This is a genomic window from Kribbella sp. NPDC020701 (assembly GCF_055562215.1).
Genome location: NZ_JBVHFT010000039.1, coordinates 1 through 21237 on the forward strand (window position 1 = coordinate 1; position 21237 = coordinate 21237).

The 21237-nt window shown below is 65.5% G+C and carries 14 protein-coding genes and 3 pseudogenes; 4 read left to right on the forward strand and 13 right to left on the reverse strand.

Annotated features, from left to right (window positions below; genetic code table 11):
* Positions 1-98: 98 nt before the first annotated feature.
* Positions 99-1081 (reverse strand): annotated as a pseudogene (locus tag ACZ3HV_RS43740) (IS3 family transposase); the annotation flags it as partial.
* 547 nt (positions 1082-1628) lie between these two features.
* On the opposite strand from ACZ3HV_RS43740, the gene ACZ3HV_RS43745 reads away from it, so the two are divergent.
* From ACZ3HV_RS43745 to ACZ3HV_RS43755, 3 genes and pseudogenes are all read left to right on the forward strand, one after another.
* A complete protein-coding gene (locus tag ACZ3HV_RS43745; RefSeq protein WP_465693756.1) occupies positions 1629-1955 on the forward strand; it encodes a trypco2 family protein in 327 nt (108 codons plus the stop codon).
* A 43-nt stretch (positions 1956-1998) separates the two neighbouring features.
* A pseudogene (locus tag ACZ3HV_RS43750) lies at positions 1999-2574 on the forward strand (trypsin-like peptidase domain-containing protein); the annotation flags it as partial.
* Between the two features lie 372 nt (positions 2575-2946).
* The gene (locus ACZ3HV_RS43755) at positions 2947-8508 is read left to right on the forward strand and encodes a tetratricopeptide repeat protein (RefSeq protein WP_465693774.1); all 5562 of its coding nucleotides are present in this window, start codon (positions 2947-2949) and stop codon (positions 8506-8508) included.
* A 790-nt stretch (positions 8509-9298) separates the two neighbouring features.
* Here ACZ3HV_RS43755 and ACZ3HV_RS43760 read toward each other — a convergent pair.
* The 12 genes from ACZ3HV_RS43760 to ACZ3HV_RS43815 all read right to left on the reverse strand — a co-directional run bounded on the left by ACZ3HV_RS43760 (position 9299) and on the right by ACZ3HV_RS43815 (position 20206).
* On the reverse strand, positions 9299-9667 hold the full coding sequence (locus ACZ3HV_RS43760; protein ID WP_465693757.1) for a hypothetical protein: 369 nt from the start codon (positions 9665-9667) through the stop codon (positions 9299-9301).
* A complete protein-coding gene (locus tag ACZ3HV_RS43765) occupies positions 9664-11436 on the reverse strand; it encodes a type IV secretory system conjugative DNA transfer family protein (protein ID WP_465693759.1) in 1773 nt (590 codons plus the stop codon). The genes ACZ3HV_RS43760 and ACZ3HV_RS43765 overlap by 4 nt, the downstream gene beginning before the upstream one ends.
* Position 11437: 1 nt before the next feature.
* Positions 11438-12736 carry a VirB4 family type IV secretion system protein gene (locus ACZ3HV_RS43770; RefSeq protein WP_465693760.1) on the reverse strand — a complete coding sequence of 433 codons (1299 nt, stop codon included), beginning with the start codon at positions 12734-12736 and terminating at the stop codon, positions 11438-11440.
* Between the two features lie 101 nt (positions 12737-12837).
* Positions 12838-14262, reverse strand: a complete 1425-nt coding sequence (locus tag ACZ3HV_RS43775) for an SCO6880 family protein (RefSeq protein ID WP_465693761.1) — start codon at positions 14260-14262, stop codon at positions 12838-12840.
* A 2-nt stretch (positions 14263-14264) separates the two neighbouring features.
* Complete coding sequence (locus ACZ3HV_RS43780; protein ID WP_465693763.1) at positions 14265-15476, reverse strand: hypothetical protein; 1212 nt, start codon at positions 15474-15476, stop codon at positions 14265-14267.
* Between the two features lie 12 nt (positions 15477-15488).
* The gene (locus ACZ3HV_RS43785) at positions 15489-15779 is read right to left on the reverse strand and encodes a DUF6112 family protein (RefSeq protein WP_465693765.1); all 291 of its coding nucleotides are present in this window, start codon (positions 15777-15779) and stop codon (positions 15489-15491) included.
* Between the two features lie 41 nt (positions 15780-15820).
* The gene (locus tag ACZ3HV_RS43790) at positions 15821-16762 is read right to left on the reverse strand and encodes a C40 family peptidase (RefSeq protein WP_465693766.1); all 942 of its coding nucleotides are present in this window, start codon (positions 16760-16762) and stop codon (positions 15821-15823) included.
* Positions 16759-17385: a hypothetical protein gene (locus ACZ3HV_RS43795; RefSeq protein WP_465693767.1), complete on the reverse strand. Its 627-nt coding sequence runs from the start codon at positions 17383-17385 to the stop codon at positions 16759-16761. The genes ACZ3HV_RS43790 and ACZ3HV_RS43795 overlap by 4 nt, the downstream gene beginning before the upstream one ends.
* A 1-nt stretch (position 17386) precedes the next feature.
* On the reverse strand, positions 17387-17557 hold the full coding sequence (locus ACZ3HV_RS43800; protein WP_465693768.1) for a hypothetical protein: 171 nt from the start codon (positions 17555-17557) through the stop codon (positions 17387-17389).
* Between the two features lie 45 nt (positions 17558-17602).
* Positions 17603-18349: a hypothetical protein gene (locus ACZ3HV_RS43805; protein ID WP_465693770.1), complete on the reverse strand. Its 747-nt coding sequence runs from the start codon at positions 18347-18349 to the stop codon at positions 17603-17605.
* Positions 18350-18479: 130 nt separating this feature from the next.
* Positions 18480-19391, reverse strand: coding sequence for a hypothetical protein (locus tag ACZ3HV_RS43810; protein ID WP_465693771.1), 912 nt, complete (start codon positions 19389-19391; stop codon positions 18480-18482).
* A 110-nt stretch (positions 19392-19501) separates the two neighbouring features.
* Complete coding sequence (locus ACZ3HV_RS43815; protein WP_465693772.1) at positions 19502-20206, reverse strand: toprim domain-containing protein; 705 nt, start codon at positions 20204-20206, stop codon at positions 19502-19504.
* Here ACZ3HV_RS43815 and ACZ3HV_RS43820 point away from each other — a divergent pair.
* Positions 20205-21237: pseudogene (locus tag ACZ3HV_RS43820) on the forward strand (IS3 family transposase); the annotation flags it as partial. The gene ACZ3HV_RS43815 and the pseudogene ACZ3HV_RS43820 overlap by 2 nt on opposite strands.

The following is a 21237-nucleotide window of genomic DNA, read 5'->3' on the forward strand; positions in this document are numbered from 1 at the left end:
TCAGGAACCCTGGGAGCGCCCGATACCAGCCATCCTGACGTGTCTATCGCTGTGTGGGTCAGGAGCCCTGAGAAGCCGGCAGAAACAGTCTCACTGATGCTGTGGAAGATCGCGCCGGCGAGGCTGCCGCGGGTCGCCGCAGCGGCTTGGAGGGCGTCTTCGACCAGTTCGGTGCGCATGTGGTCGGTGATGGACCAGCCGGCCAGGCGGCGGGAGTAGCAGTCGATCACCGTGGCCAGATAGAGGTTGTTGCCGTCGGCAAGCGGCAGGTAGGTGATGTCGCCGACGTAGCGTTGGTTCGGTGCCTGGGCGGTGAAGTCGCGCCTGAGCAGGTCGGGCACCCTGCGGTCAGCGGGTTCGGGGATCGTGGTGCGGACCTTGCGTCGGCGCCGGTAACCGGCGATGCCGTGCTCGCGCATGACTCGGGCAATCCGCTTGTGGTTGACCCGCGAGCCGGCGTCGGCTCCGTCGTTGAGCTCGGCAGCGATCCGCGGTGCTCCACACGTCTTGTCCTCGTTGTGGACGGCCCGGATCCTCATCGCGCGCTGGGCGTCGGCCTCGGCTCGCTGCCGGCGAGCAGGCGCGGCCTTCAGCCAGGCGTAGTACGACGATCGCTCGATCTCGACGAGCTCACACAGCCGCTTCACGCTCCAGCCAGGCCGTGGCCCGGCGCCAGAGGTGGTGGAGTGGTCGGCGACGAATTGGAAGCGGTTCACCAGTTCGTCTCCCCGGCGAAATACTTGGCCGCCTGGCGCAGGATCTCCCGCTCGGTGGTGAGCTTGGTCTGCTCTGCCCGCAGCCGCGCGTTCTCGGCCTCGAGCCGAGCGATCCTCGCCTCCGGCGACTCCGGCTCAGCACCCGCCCTCGTCGTACGCTGACGGGCCGCGGAAGGACCGCTGCTGATCGTGGTGCCGTCGCCGGTCGTCTTCTTGCCCGAGCCATACAGATCGACCCAACGGGCCAGGGTGGCCCGCTCGATCCCGAGATCCGCCGCGATCCCACGCAGCGTCGCCACCGGAGTGGACTCGTACAAGTCGACGGCCTGCCGACGAAACTCCTCGGAGTAGTTCTTGCGGGCCATAGTTCTCAATCATCTCGCTTCCCCAGCACATGCTGGATTCAGCGTGTCCAAGAACCAGGGTCAGGGCCCGAGGCGACCTGCGACAAGGGCACAGATTGAGAGTACTGCCCTTGCGGTGCGTCAAGTGGGACCGCATGGTCGAAGGTGCAGAGTGCCGGTGCGAAAGGTTGCTCTGCAGTTGATGCCCTTGAGTTTGTAGCCAGTCGTACGGGACATCCACGCTGAAACCTCCGACGTACTCGATGGCCGTCGGGAGCCACCGAGCACTGCAATCAACCGGATGCACGCGATCAGCCCGCGTACACACAAGGCCTGCTACTAAGAAGAGGCCGCCTCCTCTACCCTTCGGCTAAGACCTAATCCCTCGTCTCCGCGGTCTCGAGACTGGATCTCCTCCTCGGCCGTACCCGAACCAACCACCGGGCCGATGAGTCAGCTAGAACGCGAGTGCATCACGCGCCCGCCGAGCCGGGCTTGCCGGCATGTACACCGTCCCGAGAGTAGTGCGATGGTGTCTGTTACATGTGTGCGGGGAGGGGAGCCTGTCGTGAACAGAGCGGTTATCGGTCTGGCAGAGGCGATTGAGGCGCTACGGACGGAGCTGACAGGAGCGTTGGCGGCAGGCGAGGACCAGCGTATGCGGTTTTCGCTCGAACCCATTGAGCTGTCGGTACAGGTTGGGGTGACGAAGGATGTCAACGGCAAGGTCGGCTGGACGGTCATCGGACTAGGAGGTTCGTACGAGTCCGCAGCGACGCAGACGCTGACGTTGAAGCTCGCGCCGATATGGCAGTTGGCAGATGGCACATTGACAACGGATTTCACCGTCGCAGACTCGGGCACTGACGGCGACAGCTTCGGCCAGAGGCAATGAGGCAAAGGCAGTGATGTCGCGTTAGGCGATGCAAAGGGGCTGGATGTCGGGCGAGGGAGTTGGTGTACGGCGCGACCAGGTTGTTGCGGTCGTAGCGAGCTTGTACGACGGCCGCGAGCAGGTCGGGACGGGCTACCTGGTTGCGCCACGGCTCGTGCTGACTGCATACCACTGCACTCGGGACAAGAAGGCTCCCCACCGCAGGGTTGAGCTAAGGGTTCTACGCGCCGCAGATGGAAGTTCGGTCGGCGAGGTCGACAAAGTCATCGCAGACGCGGAGTTAGATGTCGCAGTCATCCGGCTGAGGTCGGACGCAAGGATCACAAGCTTGCGCCCTCCGGTCTATGCCCGGGTTGACCGGGTGAGAGCGGGGATGCTGCTCGACTGCCAGGCCATCGGATACCCGCTGTTCCAGAGGGATCCCCTGAGAAGGATTCGAGGCACGAGCGAGGTGCATGGCACGATCTATCAGACCGATGGGATCGAGTCCGGGCGCCTGTTGCTGCGTGAGCCGTTGATTCGTCCGGGGCCCGTCGGGGATCCAACGGCTCGCCGAGGCTCCGGAGGAGGTTCGCCGTGGGGCGGCCTGTCCGGGGCGCTCGTTTTTCACGCTGGCCGAGCGCTCGGCATAGTTGTGGAGCATCATCCCCGCCAAGGAGATGCAGCGCTGCAGATCGTCGACTTTGACACCATCGCCCGAAAGCGCACAAACCGTAGACTGTCACGGAGGGTAGCGGAGGCGCTGGGGTTGCCAGCGGCACACGCTTTGCCGGTCGCCTCGGCGGAGCCGGTGGAGCCACTAGACGGCCTGCTTGAAGTGATTGCAGGGAACGATCTGCCGAGAGTCGCCGACCTGGATCCATATCAATTGGGAACGACTCCATCGAATTACGGCGATCAAACGAGTTATGGCGCACACGACCCCTACGTTCTGCGCACTCACCACGCTGTCGACAGTCGCCTCCGAGAGTCGCTTGAGCCTGGTCAGTTGGTGGTTGTGGTCGGTCCGTCGAAGGCCGGGAAGAGCCGCACGGCATACGAGGCTGTCCTGAGCCGGTGGCCCGAGGCTCGCCTGCTGGCGCCCGTCCCGGAAGTCCTTCGTCAGTTGGTGGTCCACCCGCGGACGCAGACCACCAGTGACCCGATCGTAGTGTGGCTCGATGACCTGGACCGCTACCTCACTGTCAGGAATGCGCTGACGCACTCCCTCCTGAACGTGCTTACCGGTAGACCGGGGCAGACCATCGTGGTTGCGACGCTGCGGCAGGAAGCACGCGCCCGGTTGGCGGATGCTACTGGCCAACTAACCCGTGATTCCCGGCAACTGTTGCAGGCGGCCAGGCAGATCGATTTGCAGCCGGTGGGTGCCGATCTGGTCGAGCAAGCGGCGGCGGCTGCCGCATATCCGGATGAAGACCTGTCCACGGGGGGACTGGCAGAACAACTCGCAAGCGCCCCCGAACTGCTCCAGCGATATCGCGCTGCCCAACATCATCACCCACTATGTCACGCTGTGCTTCGGGTCGCGATCGACTGGGCACGAGTCGGCATGCACAGGCCGATTTCCGAGGATGACCTCTGCATCCTTGCCCAAGATGCCGTATGGGAGAGCCGGCCGGACTTGGACTGCGAACGCCTCGATGCCCTCGATGCGATCAAGACAGTGCGGCGTCTGCCCGAAGGGCCGGGACAGTTGGCCATGCTGATAACACTCCCGGGTCCTGGTCGCACACGGGGCTATCGCGCCTTCGACTACCTCGTCGCAGCAGATGACGGCCAAGAGGGCCCGGTTCGGCCAATCCCTGGCTCCTTCTGGAGTCAAGTCTTGCAACTCTGTTCGGCCGACGAGGCGGTCGCGGTCGGCAACGCTGCGTACGAACGCGGCCTCACCACCGAGGCCATCACTGCGTTCCAGCAGGCTGCGGACGCCGCTAACGCGTACGGCATGACCAGCCTCGGCGTCGTGCTGGCCACCCAACTGGACCCGCCCGACCTGGCGACTGCCCGGTACTGGTACGAGCTGGCCGCGGACGCTGGCGACGCCGACGCGGCGTACAACCTCGGGGTGCTCTTCGCGGATCAAGTGAAGCCGTCGGATCTGGAGAATGCGCGGCACTGGTACGAGCGAGCAGCCGACGCCGGCCACATCAGCGCGATGACGAACCTTGGGATCCTTCTCGCCCATCGGTTAGATCCGCCGGATCTCGACGTGGCTCGGGGGTGGTATGAGCGAGCCGCCGAGGCAGGAGACACTGGAGCTGCGTTTAACATCGGTCTTCTACTGGCCAATCGGTTTGATCCGCCGGACCTGGATGCGGCCCGCGGGTGGTATGAGCGGGCCGCTGAGGCCGGTGATGCCGAGGCGATGACCAACCTTGGCGTCCTTCTGGGTGATCGGTTGGATCCGCCGGACTTAGACGCCGCCCGTGGCTGGTGGCGGCGGGCTGCCGAAGCCGGCCATGTGGCCGCGATGACCTGCCTTGGGGTTCTTCTCGCCCGCCGGTTGGATGCGCCTGAACTGGATGCGGCACGGGGGTGGTATGAACGGGCCGCTGAGGCCGGTGATGCCGAGGCAATGATCAACCTCGGGTTCCTCCTTGCAGACCAGATGAAGCCGCCGGACCTGGAAGTGGCGCGGCATTGGTACGAGCGGGCCGCGAACACTGGCCGTGCCAGCGCGATGACCAACCTCGGGATTCTTCTCGCCCACCGGTTAGATCCGCCTGAACTGGATGCAGCACGGGGGTGGTATGAACGGGCCGCCAGAGCCGGTGATGCCGAGGCGATGACCAACCTCGGGTTCTTCCTTGCAGACCAGGAGGATCCGCCGGATCTGGACGGGGCGCGGGGGTGGTACGAGCAGGCTGCTGAGGCTGGTGATGCTGAGGCGATGACCAATCTGGGGATTCTTCTGGCGGATCGGTTCGATCCGCCGGACCTGGACCGGGCGCAGGGGTGGTACGAGCAGGCTGCTGAGGCTGATGATGCTGAGGCGATGACCAATCTGGGGATTCTTCTGGCGGATCGGTTCGATCCGCCCGACCTGGTGAACGCACGACACTGGTATGAGCGGGCCGCTGATGCAGGGCGCCCCGATGCCGCTCATCGTCTCGGCGACCTGCTTGCCCATCGGTTGGATCCGCCGGACCTGGACGGGGCGCAGGGGTGGTACGAGCAGGCTGCTGACGCTGGTGATGCTGAGGCGATGACCAATCTGGGAGTCCTTCTGGCGGATCGGTTGGATCCGCCGGACCTGGACCGGGCGCGGGGGTGGTACGAACGGGCAGCCGGTGCGGGGCAAGCCGACGCCAGCTACAACCTAGGTCTCCTGCTCGCCGACCGGATAGATCCGCCCGACCTGGTGAACGCACGACACTGGTATGAGCGGGCCGCTGATGCAGGGCGCCCCGATGCCGCTCATCGTCTCGGCGACCTGCTTGCCCATCGGTTGGATCCGCCGGACCTGGACGGGGCGCAGGGGTGGTACGAGCAGGCTGCTGACGCTGGTGATGCTGAGGCGATGACCAATCTGGGAGTCCTTCTGGCGGATCGGTTGGATCCGCCGGACCTGGACCGGGCGCGGGGGTGGTACGAACGGGCAGCCGGTGCGGGGCAAGCCGACGCCAGCTACAACCTAGGTCTCCTGCTCGCCGACCGGATAGATCCGCCCGACCTGGTGAACGCACGACACTGGTATGAGCGGGCCGCTGATGCAGGGCGCCCCGATGCCGCTCATCGTCTCGGCGACCTGCTAGCCCATCGAGTGAACCCGCCCGATCTGGACAGTGCCCGTTATTGGTATGAGGTAGCTGCTTACGCCGGCCACAGCGACGCTATGGCAGATCTCGGACGCCTGCTCGTCGAGCAGAAAGAACTGGACGGGGCACGCCACTGGTACGAGCGGGCGTCAGCAATCGGCAACTCCGGCGCCGCGTGCTGTCTCGGTATCTTGTTCGCCAGCCAATTGGAGCCGCCGGATCTGCACAGGGCCTGCTATTGGTACGAGCAAGCCGCCAGCGTCGGGAACACCGAGGCGATGATGAGCCTTGGGATCATCTTTGCTGATCGGCTAAATCCGCCGGACCTGGACGCCGCGCGCTATTGGTACGAGCACGCCGCCGACGTTGGCGACAGCGATGCAGCTCATCACCTAGGTGTCCTCTTCGCCGATCGGATGGGCCTGCCGGACCTGGAGGCTGCACGGTACTGGTATGAGCGAGCCGCGGACGCCGGGCACGCCGCCGCCGCCTACGATTTAGGTGTCCTGCTCGCAGACCGGATAGATCCGCCCGACCTGGAAAACGCACGACACTGGTGCGAGGTGGCCGCACACTACGGCCTCGTCGACGCCGCCAGCAGGCTTGGAAGTCTGCTGGCTGACCAGTTGGCTCCACCCGATCTGAATGCCGCCCGGAATTGGTACGAACGGGCTGCTGAGGCTGGGGACATCGACGCTGCCCATCGGCTTGGACTGCTATGTGCGCATCGGCTGAAGCCGCGCGATGTGGATGGCGCGCGCCGTTGGCTCGAGCGTGCCGCAGACGCGGGCAACACCGACGCGATGACTAGTCTGGCCTCGTTGCTTGCTGCCGGGCGCTGGCCGGATCTGAGGGCTGCGGGCTACTGGTACGAGCGGGCAGCCGAAGCAGGCGATATTGAAGCGATGATCAAACTCGGGACCCTACTAGCCGACCAGTTGGCGCCACTAAACCTCAATGCGGCCGCCCACTGGTATCAACGGGCAGCCGATGCGGGCGACACCGATGCGATGACCAAGCTCGGAGTCCTCCTCGCCGAACGTCTGGACCGGCCCGACCTGGCCGCGGCTGGCCACTGGTGGCTAATGGCCGCCCGTAAGCTCGGAGCCTCGTCAGACCCGCCCGATCTGGCAGCTGCACGAAACTGGTACGAGCGCGCAGCAGACACGGGCGATATCGAGGCCGCACACGAGCTGGGCGTCCTGCTCGCCGACCGACTGGACCCACCAGACCTAGACGGCGCGCGCCGCTGGTCCGAGCGAGCCGCGTATGGCGGTCACATCGACGCTGCGTACCAGTTCGGCATTTTACTCGCCGACCGGTTGGACCCGCTCGATCCGAGGTTCGCGCGATACTGGTACGGAAGGGCCGCCGGGGCCGGCCACATCGGCGCCGCCCACCGACTCGGCAAGCTGCTCGCCGACGGATTGGATCGGCCGGACGTGCACGGCGCTCGACTCTGGTACGAGCGGGCAGCAAACGCCGGGGATATGGACGCCGCGTATCGTCTGGGTGTCTTGCTTGCCGACCGGCTGGACACGCCGGACCTGGACGCTGCTTGCTATTGGTACGAGCAGGCTGCCGATGCCGGCAACACCGACGCGATGACCGGTCTGGGGCGCCTATTCGCCGATCGGCTGGCACGGCCCAAGCTGGAGGATGCACGGTACTGGTACGAGCGGGCAGCAAACGCCGGGGATATGGACGCCGCGTATCGCCTGGGTGTCTTGCTTGTCTACCGGCTGGACACGCCGGACCTGGACCTCGCTCGCTTTTGGTACGAGCAGGCTGCTGGCGCCGGCAACACCGACGCGATGACGAGCCTCGGCAACCTACTCGCCAAGAGCCGATGGCCAGACCTGCGAAGAGCCCGCGAGTGGTACGAGCAGGCCGCTGGGGCCGGCGACCTCGAGGCGATGACCGCCCTCGGAAGCCTGCTTGCTGATCTGTTGGATCCGTCAGACCTCTCGGCAGCGCGGACGTGGTTCGAGCGCGCCGCCGCCGCCGGCGACGTTAGCGCGATGACCAAACTTGGGACCTTGCTCGCCGAGCAATTGGATCCGCCGGACCTGTCCGGTGCATGCCACTGGTGGCGGTTGGCTGCCCGCAGCCTCGGGACTCTGCAGGACCCGCCTGATCTGCCCGCTGCACGCCATTGGTATGAGCGCGCGGCCGACACCGGACACACCGAGGCCGCCTACCAGATTGGCGTTCTGCTCGCCGACCGTCTGGATCCGCCGGACTTTGAGGGCGCTCGGATCTGGTACGAGCGGGCTGCCAAGGCCGGCGATACAAATGCGATGACCAACCTTGGTGTCCTCCTTGCTGACCGAATCGATGCGCCGAACCTAGGCGTAGCCCGATACTGGTTGGCGCTGGCTGCTGAGGCTGGTGACTCGAACGCCGCGTACGATCTCGCCATCCTGCTCTCCGATCGCATTGCCCCGCCAGACCTGGAGACGGCCCGCGGCTGGTATGAGCGGGCAGCCAATGCCGGTGACATCGACGCCGCTTATAACCTCGGGACGCTACTCGCGACCAGACTGGATCCGCCGGACCTTCAGACCGCACGTGCCTGGTATGAGCGTGCCGCCAGAGCGGGTGACGCAGACGCCGCCTACAACCTCGGCGTTCTGCTCGCTGAATGGTTGGAACCGCCAGACCTAGACGCCGCACGCGGCTGGTTGGAGCGTGCCACCCGAGCCGGCCACGCGGACGCCGCCTACTACCTCGGTGTCCTGCCCGGCGATAGGTCGCGCCGGCCGGATGTCGACGCCGTACGCGAGTGGACCTAACGGGCCTGCGGAGGGCAAACGCGCCGGACTAGGCTCCGCGACTGGCGGGGTTGAAGGCCAAGGGTAGCCCCAACCTATTGTTGACTCGGCAGTCGAAGTCGTCGCGGAACACGGTCTGGATGGCATCCGGACCATCGGTCTCGTGCGCCGCCCCGCCGAGTCTGCGACAAGCCGCCCATGGTGCTGAGATGCTCTTGGCAAGCCAGTTGAGGCGCATCACCAAGGAGGTTGTTGCTTCCGATTGCCTACGGGCTCCTGATGGGAGCAAATCTCTCGCATCAGAAGGGCCCTGGACCTCTTCCCGATGATTGCTGGCCTGGCGGCTCTAGCGGATCAAGGACGTTCGGTCGGCGCGCCCCCGGGCGGTGTCGTGCTGGCATCTGATGACTGGCCAGTCCAGTCAGTCTCCAAGTTGAGCACGATCGCGGCGGCCACGGTCGCACCGCTCGCGCATCGGCCGCGGACAGGTCCGTCACTGAGTCACCTATCGTTGGATCAAAGCCCTTTCAAGGTTGCTATAGGCAAATATCCACTCCGTCACAGTTCCGTGGGATCCTGGAAACGACGATCACGGCGGAGCAAACGTTGGAAGACAAACGCACGGGTCAGACCCAGATTCCCGGCCTGCGGCGCGAACCGTCCGCGAGCCTTGAAGAGATCTACACCATCTTCGAAGGGAGCGCGGATATCTGCGAAGGCATCGCACGCTGGAGCATGTTGACCTCATGACGAACAGTCATGTGTCATGCCGACACAGAGGCGCCGCTGCGGCGCTCGAACGGCGTATCGATCAGACTTCGGGGCGGTGTTCGGTTCTGGAGCAGCCGAGGCGGGAGGTCCACTCGCGGAGCCGGCGGAGGGCTAGGTCTAGTTCTCGGTGGAAGGCGAGAGGGCTGGAGGGGGCGGCGTCCTCGAGGTATGAGGCTTCCCAGAGAGTGCGGAGGGCGGAGAGTTCTTCGACGAGGGCGCCGTGGTGGGACCAGCAGGGTGGGACGAGTTTGTGGTCGACGTTGTAGCGGCTGACTAGCCAGTCGACCCAGGTGGTGAGGCGGTCGAGTTCCTCGGTGGCGGTCGTTGAGTCGAGGTCTCGCCAGCAGATGATGAATGGGTCGTCAGTGGCTAGGTCGAAGGACTTGAGCAGGTCTTCGCGCGGGCTCATTCGGTCGGCTCTCCGCGTAGAGCTGCGTGGCCGATGCTGGCGCGGATTCGGTCAGCATCTGGCCGGGCCGGCCAGGGGGTCATGTTCAGAAGGATCGGCGGTGCTGTGCGAGCGAGCAGGATGCCGGTGCCCATAGGGAGAGTCCGGATGACGTCAGGTGGAAGGATCGGAATGCGACGAGTGCTGGTGGAGATGGTGCGGTTGCCATCTGGACCGCGGCTCCAGTTGCGGATCTCTTCGTCGCGTTCGCCGCAGACGGCGGCAAGGTCTTGAAGGTCTCGGGGTTGGGCCGAGCCGCCGAGGATGAGGCGGAGAGTTGCGGCGTCCCATAGTGCTGCGGCGGCCTGTTCGCCCCATTTGTCTCTCGCCTGGGCAAGGGACTGGATGACAACGAGGGTGGAGATGCCCGAACCGCCGCCGTCGGCCATAAGTGAGGGAAGCGATGGTACGGCGCAGAGGTTGGCGATCTCATCGAGGACGAGTGCGAGTGGCGGCTCAAGGCGGCCACCGGAGTTACCAGCTGCGAATTGGCGGGCGGTTTCGGTGATGTCCTCGAGGAGGGCCGCGATGAATGCCGAGGTCGCACTCGCGCCGACGCCGGTGCCGAGAAGGTAGATGGTGCCGCGATCGGCGATGAAGGCCTTGGGATCAAGACCTTCGCCTTCAGCAGGGTCGAAGGATCGGCGTACGGCGGGATCCGCGAGTGCCGAGAGGGCGGAGCGCACGCCTGCCCAGACGGCGTCTCTGGTTCGGCCGTCCATACGGACGATGCCGTCGAGCGTGTCGCCCCAGCCTTCCGCAGCATCGTCGGAGCGGTTCAGGATGGTGACTGCTTCGATTGCTGAGGCTGGTTCGAGGCTCCATCGGTAGAGCTGCGCGACACCAGCGCCGTCGATGGCGGCGGCGTGGAGCAAGCCTCGCAACGCCATCTCCGTCTGCCCGTGCCAGAACGCGCCGTCGGAGACTCCGCCCTTGGTGAATCCTGCTCCCGCCGCGAGGCCGCTGGCGCGGACGATGGCGGTAGTGGGGTTCTCGCAGCCGCGGACGGGCGACCAGCGGATGCCTTCGACCTGTCCGAGGCCTTGTGGGTCGAAGATCGCGACTGGCCCTCCGGTTCGGCGTAGTTCGACGGTGGCGACAAGGTTGTCCGGACGGGTGGAGGTCGTCACGACGGCACCGGGCGCGTCGATGATCGCACCGATGATCTGGTGAAGGCCCTTGCCCGAACGAGGTGGTCCGAGCACGATCTCGGAGTCCTCGACCGAGGACCAGCACTGTCGTCCGCGCGATCGTCCCAGGTACCGTCCGACATCTGACGGCCCCGGCCGACGTACGGCGGGCCGGGCGGACTGACCGCGCCGCGGCACCTGGTTTCGTCCAACGGAGGCGTCGATGTCGGCGGCGGTAGCGAGACCAGGACGCCTGGCAAGGCATCTCGTACGGCGTGCGTCGCTAGCACCTCGCTTGGTCCACAGGTAGCGGCCAACGCCGGCGCCGGCGACTGGAACCATCAGCAGCACGGCGAGCACAAACCAATAGAAGGCGGGATGAAACGTGCCGGGAGGCAGCCCGAACACGCGTGCGGGATGGCGTGGGTCGAGCACGACCTGGAGTGCATCAGGCCAGGATGTCCGGATCCACTCGTGCGTGGTGAGCAGGCTGCTGAGCCCACCGGCAAGGTAGAGGATCCCCGCGCAGGCGAGGAGGACTCCCCCGCCGATCATGATCAAGTCCGACAGATCTCGGGGCGACCGACCACGTGCGTCCATGTCACATCCTTCCGTCAGTGTCGAACAGCCGGACCTCGCGGGCATGGCGAACGAGCTGTACGACGAACGACCGGCTGGGCAGCCGCCACAGCGCACGGCCTTTCGGAAGCTTCGCGATCGTGGACAGCTCGACGTCCGTGAGACCGAGCAGCGCCGCCGTACGGGCAAGCTGATCGGGTTCTTGGCGAAGCATGATCCGGGTGGAGCAGTCAGCCAACAGTCCTTCGGCGAGAGCGCGGGCCTCGGAGCCGAGATCACCGACCGCTGCAAGGTCGGACAAACGGTGCACGATCAAGACGTTGGAGACGCCCCAGGCGCGGGAGAGCTTCCACTGTTCCTGCATGCGACGCAGCAATGCGGGATCCCGCATCACCCGCCAGCCTTCGTCGTACACGATGAACCTCTTACCGCCGGCAGGATCTGTAACGGCCGCCTCGAGCCAGGACGACGCGCAGGCCAGCGTCAGGCGGAGCGCCTGGTCATTGCCTCCAGCACCGATCCATGAGGAGTCCAGCGTCACCATCGGCAGCGACGGATCGAATCGAGTCGTCGACGGGCCGTCGAACATGCCCGCGAGATCACCATGCACAAGTCGCCTGACCGCATGCGCAAGCTCTCGACTGTCGGCCTCCGACGTACTCTTGCCACTCTCCGGCGAGAACAAGGCCCCGACGACATCAGGGATCGTCGGCACCGGGATCTGAGACGCCCTGTCAATAGCAAGGTCGAGGGCGGTGTGCTCGACGGGGGTCAGCGGACGGCCGAGCGTGGACTCGGCGAGCGTGCCGAGCAGTGCGCGTCGTCGTGACCTGACAATCCGGTTCCAGTCGTCGTCCGTCACTCCGCCCGGACGGCTCCCCGCGTCGAGTGGATTCAGCCTCGTCGACAGACCCGGGCCAAGCTTGATGACCGAGCCGCCGACCGCCTCAGCAACCGGTGTCCACTCACCCTTCGGGTCGCACGGGACATAGGCCTTATGGCCGAGCGCGATCGAACGCGTGATCAATGCCTTGGCGGTGGTGGACTTGCCGCTGCCGATGACGCCCGCCAGGAGCACGTTGGGATTGGTGATGATGCGCGACTGATAGAGCACCCAGGGGTCATAGACGAACGACCCTCCACTGAAGACGTCGTTGCCGATGTAGGTGCCGTCGGCCCCCAATCCCCCTTCTGCGAGGAACGGGTAGGCGATCCGAAGGATTCGTGTGGTTGCGCGATGGTCGTCGACCAGTAAAGGCAGCCGCCGACGCAGACCGACAGTCTCAGCCGGCGGCCGCTCGGTCGGATCCTCAGTGGGCACGGCGGGCGGCGTGCGACGCTGAGCCGATCGACTCGCTCGACGATTGGCACGTCTGGTTCGGCGGTCTGTCTCACTAGGTTCGAACCACCCTGTGCTCGGCGTCATCCGAGACCAACTCCAAACGGCAGGGCCGCGGCCAGGAATCCCTCGACCTGCTGGCCAACGAGACGCCGTACGTCGAGCAATGCCTGGGAGGCAGCGATCTCGATCTCAGTACATGCCTCGTCGAGCGCCTCCTCGGTGTCAGCTGACACCGCGATCAGGCCGAGCCATCGCACATCGCCATGCCCGGCGGCGAGGTCCTTCTCTCGTTGGGCAACGTCGGCGTCGAGCTGACGGTCCTCCTCTGTCTCCAGTTGCCCAACTCGCTTGCGCGTGGTGCGGTCTGTCACTCGCTCGACCTGGTGGCGACGTGCGTCACGAAGGGCCTTGCCGATTGGAACTGGTTGCAGCACGAGCGAGAACGTTCGCCGGATCCCGGGCTTGAGCAAGAGCGGACTCAGGAAGGACGGCATCGCCCGTACGCGCGGCCACTCTGTCACGACGTAAACGCGATGAAACGACGAGTCCGTACGCAGGTGATCCCAGGTGGCGTCGACGGCGAGCGGCGCTGCGTCGGCAGGGTCGACATCGAAGAGGGTCCGCGTCGCCGCAGGGTCGAAGGCGACTCGGAGGCTTGATGCCAGGTCGGAGGCGTTGAGCCAGGCTCCGGCGACGCCGGCGGCGGCGAACGAGGTCTGGAATGCGCGCGATTCCGAGTCGAGGACTGCCATGGCTCCGGCCAGTCCCCCGCCGTACTTGCGAACCTCCTTGGACACTGCGTCGAGGTTCAGCGCGAAACTGAACAGTGTCTCGTGCCGGGCTGCCGCAGGAGCTGCGTGCTGCAGCAAGTCGCTGTAGATCGCCCCGGCTGCGCTGGTCTTGTCCAGACTGCGTTTGCGAGCCCACTCGCCCAGGCCGTCACCGGGGTCCGGGATTGTCCGCTCGAGGATCTGCGCTCGGGCAATCCGGTTGCTTTGGCACAGTCCAGCGATCATGCGTCCGTACGCCGCGACTCGCCGGTCCTGTTCGTCGGAGTTCTGGAGGAGATGCGCCGGGCCGTCGATCCTGGCGACCGCGATCAGCCGTCGCCGGACTGGATCGTGAACTGCACCGACAGAGGATCGCGTGTCGATGATCCGCAGCGGACTCGCATCTCCGGGCAATTGCAGATACCCATGCCGTCGAGGCGTGAGCACATTGGCTCGGTAAGACTGTTGCTTGCGCCAGCCGCGGATGACGTGAGCCACGCGCAGGACGACCCACCGGTACGCTCGGAGTCCCTCGAGCCGGCCGAATGCGATCAGGCCGCAAAGTGACGACGCAGCGAGTCCAACCAATCGCGGCAGGGTTGGCCAACCGGCGAGCAGCGAGAGCGCGGCCAGGATGATACCGACGACCACGAGCATCACTTGGATCGGTCGCAGACCGAGCAGTAGCGAGTTGCGCTGCGGTCGCGGGAAGCGTGCGGACATCGCGTTCGACATCCTCATCCTCCCTGTCCGGAAGCCTGGCTTGCGCCGCCTGTTGCGCCGCCCGTTGCGCCGCCGCCTGTCGCGTCGGAGTCCGTGTCGGTCGTCGCTGGTGTTGCCGGCGAGGGCTGGACTGCCGCTCCCGGATCGTCGTTCGACCCGTCCTGACCGTCGGCCGGACTTGTCACGTGGTCAGATGTTTCGGTGGCGTCGTCGCCTCCGCCGTGTGCCGACTCGTCATCAGGTGCTTCGTCGTCGCCGACGACTGGTGATGGTTCGTCCTGGTCGGATCCGTTGAGGCCTCCGGCCACCCACTCTTGAAGGCGTTCGAGCTCCTCCTTGCCCTTCTCGACGCCGGCCGATCCCTCCTGGAAGACACGGGTCATGGCGTGTCCCTGATCACCAGCCCAGTGGATGAACGAGTAGGTGGCCAAGGGGGCGAACGCGGCCATGCCGATCAGCAGGATCCCGGCGAAGAATGTGCCGAGGTTCGACGCATTTCCCTGTCCGGACACTCCCACGGCGGATAGACCCAAAGTGAACACGAGGGCCATCGCGATCTTCGAGAACAAGAGCGCACCGACAATCTCAACCCACCGGCGAAGCCAGTGCCTGGTCGCCGACCAGGTCCAGCTGGCCATCGCGACCGGGGCGAAGACAACAAACGCCACCAGTGCGACCTCGCGTACCAGCATCACGAAGTACAGCGAGAACATCGCGAGCAGCCCGAGCTGGACAGCCAACAGCAGAATGCCGCCGGCCGTCCCCGCGGTCAGGAATCCGGTGATGTCGGTCATCCTTTTGATGCCATCGGCTGTAGCGGCCTTGCCGAGGATGTCGGTGCAGATCTCGTCGACGAGCTTGCCGCAGCTCGCGATGACGCCGACTGCCAGCGGCACCCCCGCTGTTCCCAGTAGGGCTCCGAGCGCTGCTTGCCCTAGTCGGCCAGGTTCGCGGCGGATGGCGGCTGAAATGCACTGCAGGGTGAAGACGGCCACCAGAATCGGAAGTGACAGTCCGACCATCAGATCCAGGTTGTCCTGCCACCACTGTTGGTCGAACCTTGGCGAGGTGCTCGTGCTGAAGGCGTGAAACACCGTCGCCGAGAGATCGGCCAGTCCGTTGGCCGACCATCGGAGGAACGAGTCCCAGGCCGAGTTCGCGGCTGACTCGCCGACGCTGCCGACGACGCAGCTGACAGGGTTAAGGAGGCAATCGCTCCAAGCCATTGGCTGGTCCTCCTAGCCGACCTGGATGCCGCTGAAGAAGCGGATGATCGGGTTGGCCGAGGCGATGAGAATCGCCGCGCCTGCAGCGATGAGGCAGCCGAGCTTGCCGCGGCCGGCGTAGTGAGAGTTGTTGCCGAAGCTGCCCACCGCCCAGGCGTCCGCGGCGATCACGAACGCGGCCACGCAGATGACGAGACCAAAGGTCTGTAGCGCGCCGACGATCTGACGGAGCGCCGGCAGACCGGGGAGACCGTTGGAGTTCGGACTCACTCCCGGGTCTTGAAGGTAGAAGAAGCTGAGCATGCGTTTGCCTCCCGGCGCTCGACAGCGCCAATGAGTTGGTTTCATGTGGTGGGGTAGATCGGCGGCGCCCAGCCCAGGTAGGTGGCGCCCCAGCGTTGTTCGATTGCCGCGACTTCGACGAGGTACACACCGCCTTGGCCTGGGACTCGATCGCCGATGTCGTTGGACACGATGCGGCCGTTGCCGACGTACACGGCGACATGCCCATACGGCCCGTCGGTCGACCAGAACAGCAACGCGCCTACTGGTGGCCGCCGGTCATGGGGATGAGCGTTTCCGCTGCTGACCATCTGGGTCCATTGCTCGATTGCAGACGCGTAACCGGAGTGTGGACGGCCCCAAATGTTGGAAGCCAGCCGAGCGCACAGTTGGTAGTAGCCATGGCTGCCGACCAGCTTCAGCGCCCGATCGACGGCCGCCTGTGCGCCAGGCACCTGGTCGGTATCACCAACTCCCCAGTTGCCGCAGGCACCCACGGCTGGTGTCGCGCCAACAAGACGAACCGCTGCTTCATAGTTGCTGCGGTAGTTCTCGCCGTCCGCGAACGCCGACCGCTGGACTGCCTGCGCGGCCATCCACGGCTCCATCGACGTCCAGCCAGGCACGTTCGCGAGCGCGGCGTAGAACAGCCCCGCCGCACCAGCCGGATCCATCCGTACGTCGAGAGGCCCCCAACTATCGCGCTGCTGGAACAAACCGCGCGAGTCAGGCCCCGCTGCGTCACCATGGTCGACGTTCCGCAGCGATGACTCCGTCATGGCCGTCATGACCGCGATGACCTTGCCCGCATCGCCTACCTCAAACCTGTCACCGACGCCGACGATCACCGCCACGTTGGAAGCCTGCTCAGCGTCAAGGCTTACCTGATTCAGGGTCTGGACCGCCTTGCAGGTATCGGAACCTTTGCCTGCGACAGCCAGCGGAGGCACCAGCCAGGCGGCTGTGACCAGCAGGACACCGGCTGCCGCTAGTTTGATGATCACTGCGGCAGTTCGTTGGAGGCGGACCAGAACGTGCACCGCGGACGACAGATCACCCCGATCGTCAGATGCCGTGAGGTCTTGGTCGTCTGCCCGTCGACGACGGCCTCCTGCATGCCCCGGACAACGAATCCGTACCAGCCAGCCGGCGCCCGCGGATCCCGTGCGAGCGCCTGCAGTTCAGGTGTCGTTGCAACCGTCACGTCCCGCACGCTGGCGTGTGCGTTGTGGACTTTCAGCTCCTCCCATTGGCTCACGTACGGCAGCATGCTGCGAGCCACCTGTCCAGCGTCTGGGGCCTCCAACGGGTTGGCGAAGGCGGTGACGGCGTCTTGCCACTGTGCATAGGTGTGCGCGGCCGAGTCGTAGGTCCAGATCGTCGTACCGAAGGCGACGGCATACTGCTTCGGATCCGTTGTTGTGGGTCGTGCCCAAACCGTGAGTGGCGCCAGCTGCGTGGTTCCTGGTGCCGTCGTGCCGGCGACCTGCACGCCCGGTTGCCCGGCGTCGCCGCGCGCTACGTCGGGGGTGTCGTGAACGCGGGTCACGAGCACGAAGATCACGACGACGAGCAGGACGAGGATGATGAGCGGGACGGCGAGCTTCGAGTTCATGACTCGACGCATGTCAGAGTTCCCTCCGTGTCTTCACCGGCGTGAGCCGGGCGATGAGTGCGTGTGCGATGGGCGGCAGAACGATGCGCAGCGCCGACTGCAAGCGCAGGTAGAAGCGGAGCTGGGCGCGGTAATACCTGACCAGCCAGTTCCGACGGCGTGGACGTGATCCGAGGTTGTTCATAGGAGCTCAACGTTTGAGCCCTCGTGACCACCGAGTAACTCCGGATCAGGCGGTGCGAGCGAGGCCCAGTCCGCAGCGGTCATGCCACGCGGGGCCTGGCGGCCGTCCGAATCGAGGGCGTTTGATGGGTGTCCGAGGCGACCTCCCGGCGGCCTGGTTGATCCACCGCTGGACGGCGAGATCCGCGAAGACCACATCGGGCGGCTGGCCGGAGGCGAGGCGTGAGAGCGCGGATTTCCGGATGGGTCCGGTGTGGAGCAGCCAAGCGAGTCCGTCTGCTTGGTCTTTGGGTACGCCGATGGCTCGGACTCGCGCGGCGATCGCGTGCCGTGAGAAGCTCGGTCCGTCGGCCGCTGCTACCAGGCGCCGCCGTACCTCGCCGACCGCAAGTCCCGCACGCTCCAGCCGGACGGCGATCCGATCGAGCAGCATGCCCAGCTCCATGAGCATGCTCGGCTGCTCGGATTCGGGCAGGTAATCGATCAGTGGATGCCGCTGACGGCGCCTCGCTTCCTGGCGTACGACGTCGGCCAAGCGCCACCGCACCAGGTTCGCCAGGTACCCCCATGTCACCTGACCGGTCGGAGGCTTCTCTGCCAGCCGACGGCAGCGTTCCCACGCCAAGACTCGCGCGATCTGCGCCGCCTCTTCGTTACCCAAGGCTGCGCGAAGCCGGCTGGGTAGCTCGGCAACAATCCGCCGCTCGATGGCCGAGGCCAATCGCGTGGACGGCTCCTCTGCCCAGCCCGAGTCCGCGGCTTCGACCAGGAGCGCCTGAAGCTCTTCAGTCATTGGCTCACTCCGTATCCAGATATCTCGGACCGCTGCCCGAGATTGACGCTTGTTTGCTTGCGGCACCAATCTCGGCGTACACCGGACTGATCTGAACCCGGAGCACGAAATCCCGGACTCCTGGAATTCCTCACAGCGTCGGGCCGACCGGCGACGGGCTCGGGTCGTCCAGCTCCGGCAGATGCTGGCGCCGTGGCTTGTAGTCCTCGAGGGGCCGCGTCGACACCATCGCGTCGTACAGCCGCTGAGCCCCGTCGTCGGTCTGCAGCAGGCTCGACGGCGTGTGCCCGTCCGGGATCTCCACAGCGCGCACGCGCTTGTAGAAGTAGGAGAGGTCTGGATGGGACGCCAGAGCCCTGCTCCGCCACTCCTGATCGCCGTCCAGCGCCACGATCACCGTGTCGGTCACCGTGTAGCGGTACAGGGTCCTCGCCTGCGCCGACGACATCTGCGAACCGCACAGCGGGATGCCAGCCCATCGCTCGCCAGCCTCTCGGCCGAGGCTCTCGACCGCCATCGCATCCAACGGATCGTCGACCACAACGACGAACGCGCCCTCAGTCAGGATCTCCAACTGCTCTTCGATACCGACCAACGCATTCGACGGACGGTGGATCAACGTCGTCGGCGACGCCTCGAAGGCCGGCTTCGCGCCCTGCCCGATGCCGACAAACCCGACCGGATCCAGTCGTTCATCCCGCGCCAGCACCATCAACTGATCCCGGAAGACATCGACCGCGTTGCCTTCATCGGCCCACTCGGCCAACCCCGCCCTGATCAGCGTGCGAAAGTCGAAGCCCTTCTCCCGCAGGTGATCCGTGAGCCGCGTGTAGGAGTCAGGCGCATAGCCGATCTTCCAGTTCGACTCCGTACTCAGAACCCCCGTGGCGCCGCGATTCTTCAGTTGCTCGAGCTGCCAACCGACATTCGCCCTGAGCAACTCGCGACGGAAGAATCTGCTCGCCGCCAAGTGAGCGATCATCATCCGCTGACGCTCACCACTGACCAGTGCATTCTCGGAATCCGAGGACACCGCATTCATCACAACCTCCGTTCAGCCGACAACTCAACGGCTACGAAGGTCGTCCCAGCACGGCTGACAGAGAACCTGGAATCCGACATCAAGGACCACCGGAATCAGCGATCCCGGCGTCACAGCGAAGGTCCGGCATCAGGAGGATCGGATCCCGCGAACGAATCCAACGCGCGGTTCGGCAACGCCCGACGGGTCGATCGCCCAAGCGTCTCGACAACCTCGCGCGACACGATCTCCTGATCGAGCTCAAGAACCTTCGCGAGCTCGCCCAGTTGTCCAGCAACCTGGTCGTGCGGCAGGCGCGCCACGAGCGGAGCCACCCGCCGTAACGCATTTACGCGACCGCTGATGTGATCCAGTACCCGCGACCAGCGAGCCAGCTCGACCTCAATCGCCAACTCAGCCAGCGGTCTGGGCGAACTCAGGGCCCCGAATAGGCGATCCGCACCAGCCGGCGTCTCAAGCAACGACGAAGGATCGTGCCCCGACGGGAACTCCGCGACAAGCACCCGCTCGAAGACGGATGACAAGTCATCCAGCCACCTCACCGCAGCAAGGCGGCCGCCACCGTCTGCGTCGACTCCCACGATCACGGTGTCGCTTCCGGAACACTGATGAACCATCGAGGCCTGATGAAACGAGAGCGCCGTCCCGCAAACCCCCAGACCAGCCCATCCACGAGACGTCAGCCGGCTCAACTCATCCACGGCCGCGGCATCCATGGGACCCTCAACAAAGACAGGTGTTGCACCACTCTCCAAGAGATCATGAACCACCCCGGGTTTGATGCGCACCTCCTTCGTTGGGAAGGTGGCATTCATGCCGAGCAAGTACGACGAGCAGACCCGCGCCAAGGCGGTTCGTCTGGTCATCGAGCACGTTGACGACTATGACTCCGAGTGGGCGGCGATCAAGGCCGTATCGGCCCGGTTGGGGATGACGGCCGAGACGTTGCGCCGGTGGGTCCGACAGGCGCAGATCGACACCGGTCAGACCGATGGGGTGACGTCGGAGTCGGCACGGGAGATCCGCGAGTTGAAGCGGAAGAACGCCGAGCTGGAACGCACGATCGAGATCCTGAAGGCGGCGACCAGTTTCTTCGCGCGGGAGAGCGACCCGCGACAGCGGTGATCTGCGCGTTCATTGCCGAGCACAAGGCTCGGTTCGGGGTCGCTTCGATCTGCGCCGCGCTGTCCGCGCACGGCTGCCAGATCGCCCCGAGAACCTACTACGCCTGGGCGGTCCGGGCGCCGTCGAAACGCGCCCTGTGGGATATGGCCGTGACCGAGGTGCTGGCCGGGTACTACGAGCCCGACGAGCACGGCCGGCGCAAGCCGGAGTCGCTGTACGGGTCGCTGAAGATGTGGGCCCACCTGCAGCGTCAAGGTGTCGAGGTGGCGCGCTGCACCGTCGAGCGGCTGATGCGCGCGAACGGTTGGCGTGGTGCGACCAGGGCCAAGAAGGTCCGCACCACGGTCCCGGATCCGGCCGCGACCCGGGCACCGGACCTGGTCGGCCGCCGGTTCGCCGTCGAGGCGCCGAACCGGCTGTTCGTCGCGGACTTCACCTACGTTCGGACACCGGCCGGGTTCTGCTATACCGCGTTCGTGATCGACGCCTTCGCCGGGCGGATCGTCGGCTGGGAGTGCTCGACGTCCAAGCACACCGCGTTCGTCGAACGCGCCATCGCCCAAGCCGCGACACTCCGCGCGAGACAAGGCAATCCCCTGCACAACAAGGCGATTCATCACTCCGATAGTGAGACTGTTTCTGCCGGCTTCTCAGGGCTCCTGACCCACACAGCGATAGACACGTCAGGATGGCTGGTATCGGGCGCTCCCAGGGTTCCTGA

Coding starts and splice junctions, on each gene's coding strand:
- ACZ3HV_RS43795 (WP_465693767.1), bottom strand. CDS start 17,385: ATGCGTCGAGTCATGAACTCGAAGCTCGCCGTCCCGCTCATCATCCTC.
- ACZ3HV_RS43785 (WP_465693765.1), bottom strand. CDS start 15,779: ATGCTCAGCTTCTTCTACCTTCAAGACCCGGGAGTGAGTCCGAACTCC.
- ACZ3HV_RS43760 (WP_465693757.1), bottom strand. CDS start 9,667: ATGAGCCCGCGCGAAGACCTGCTCAAGTCCTTCGACCTAGCCACTGAC.
- ACZ3HV_RS43805 (WP_465693770.1), bottom strand. CDS start 18,349: ATGACTGAAGAGCTTCAGGCGCTCCTGGTCGAAGCCGCGGACTCGGGC.
- ACZ3HV_RS43765 (WP_465693759.1), bottom strand. CDS start 11,436: ATGGACGCACGTGGTCGGTCGCCCCGAGATCTGTCGGACTTGATCATG.
- ACZ3HV_RS43800 (WP_465693768.1), bottom strand. CDS start 17,557: ATGAACAACCTCGGATCACGTCCACGCCGTCGGAACTGGCTGGTCAGG.
- ACZ3HV_RS43780 (WP_465693763.1), bottom strand. CDS start 15,476: ATGGCTTGGAGCGATTGCCTCCTTAACCCTGTCAGCTGCGTCGTCGGC.
- ACZ3HV_RS43815 (WP_465693772.1), bottom strand. CDS start 20,206: ATGAATGCCACCTTCCCAACGAAGGAGGTGCGCATCAAACCCGGGGTG.
- ACZ3HV_RS43810 (WP_465693771.1), bottom strand. CDS start 19,391: ATGAATGCGGTGTCCTCGGATTCCGAGAATGCACTGGTCAGTGGTGAG.
- ACZ3HV_RS43775 (WP_465693761.1), bottom strand. CDS start 14,262: ATGTCGAACGCGATGTCCGCACGCTTCCCGCGACCGCAGCGCAACTCG.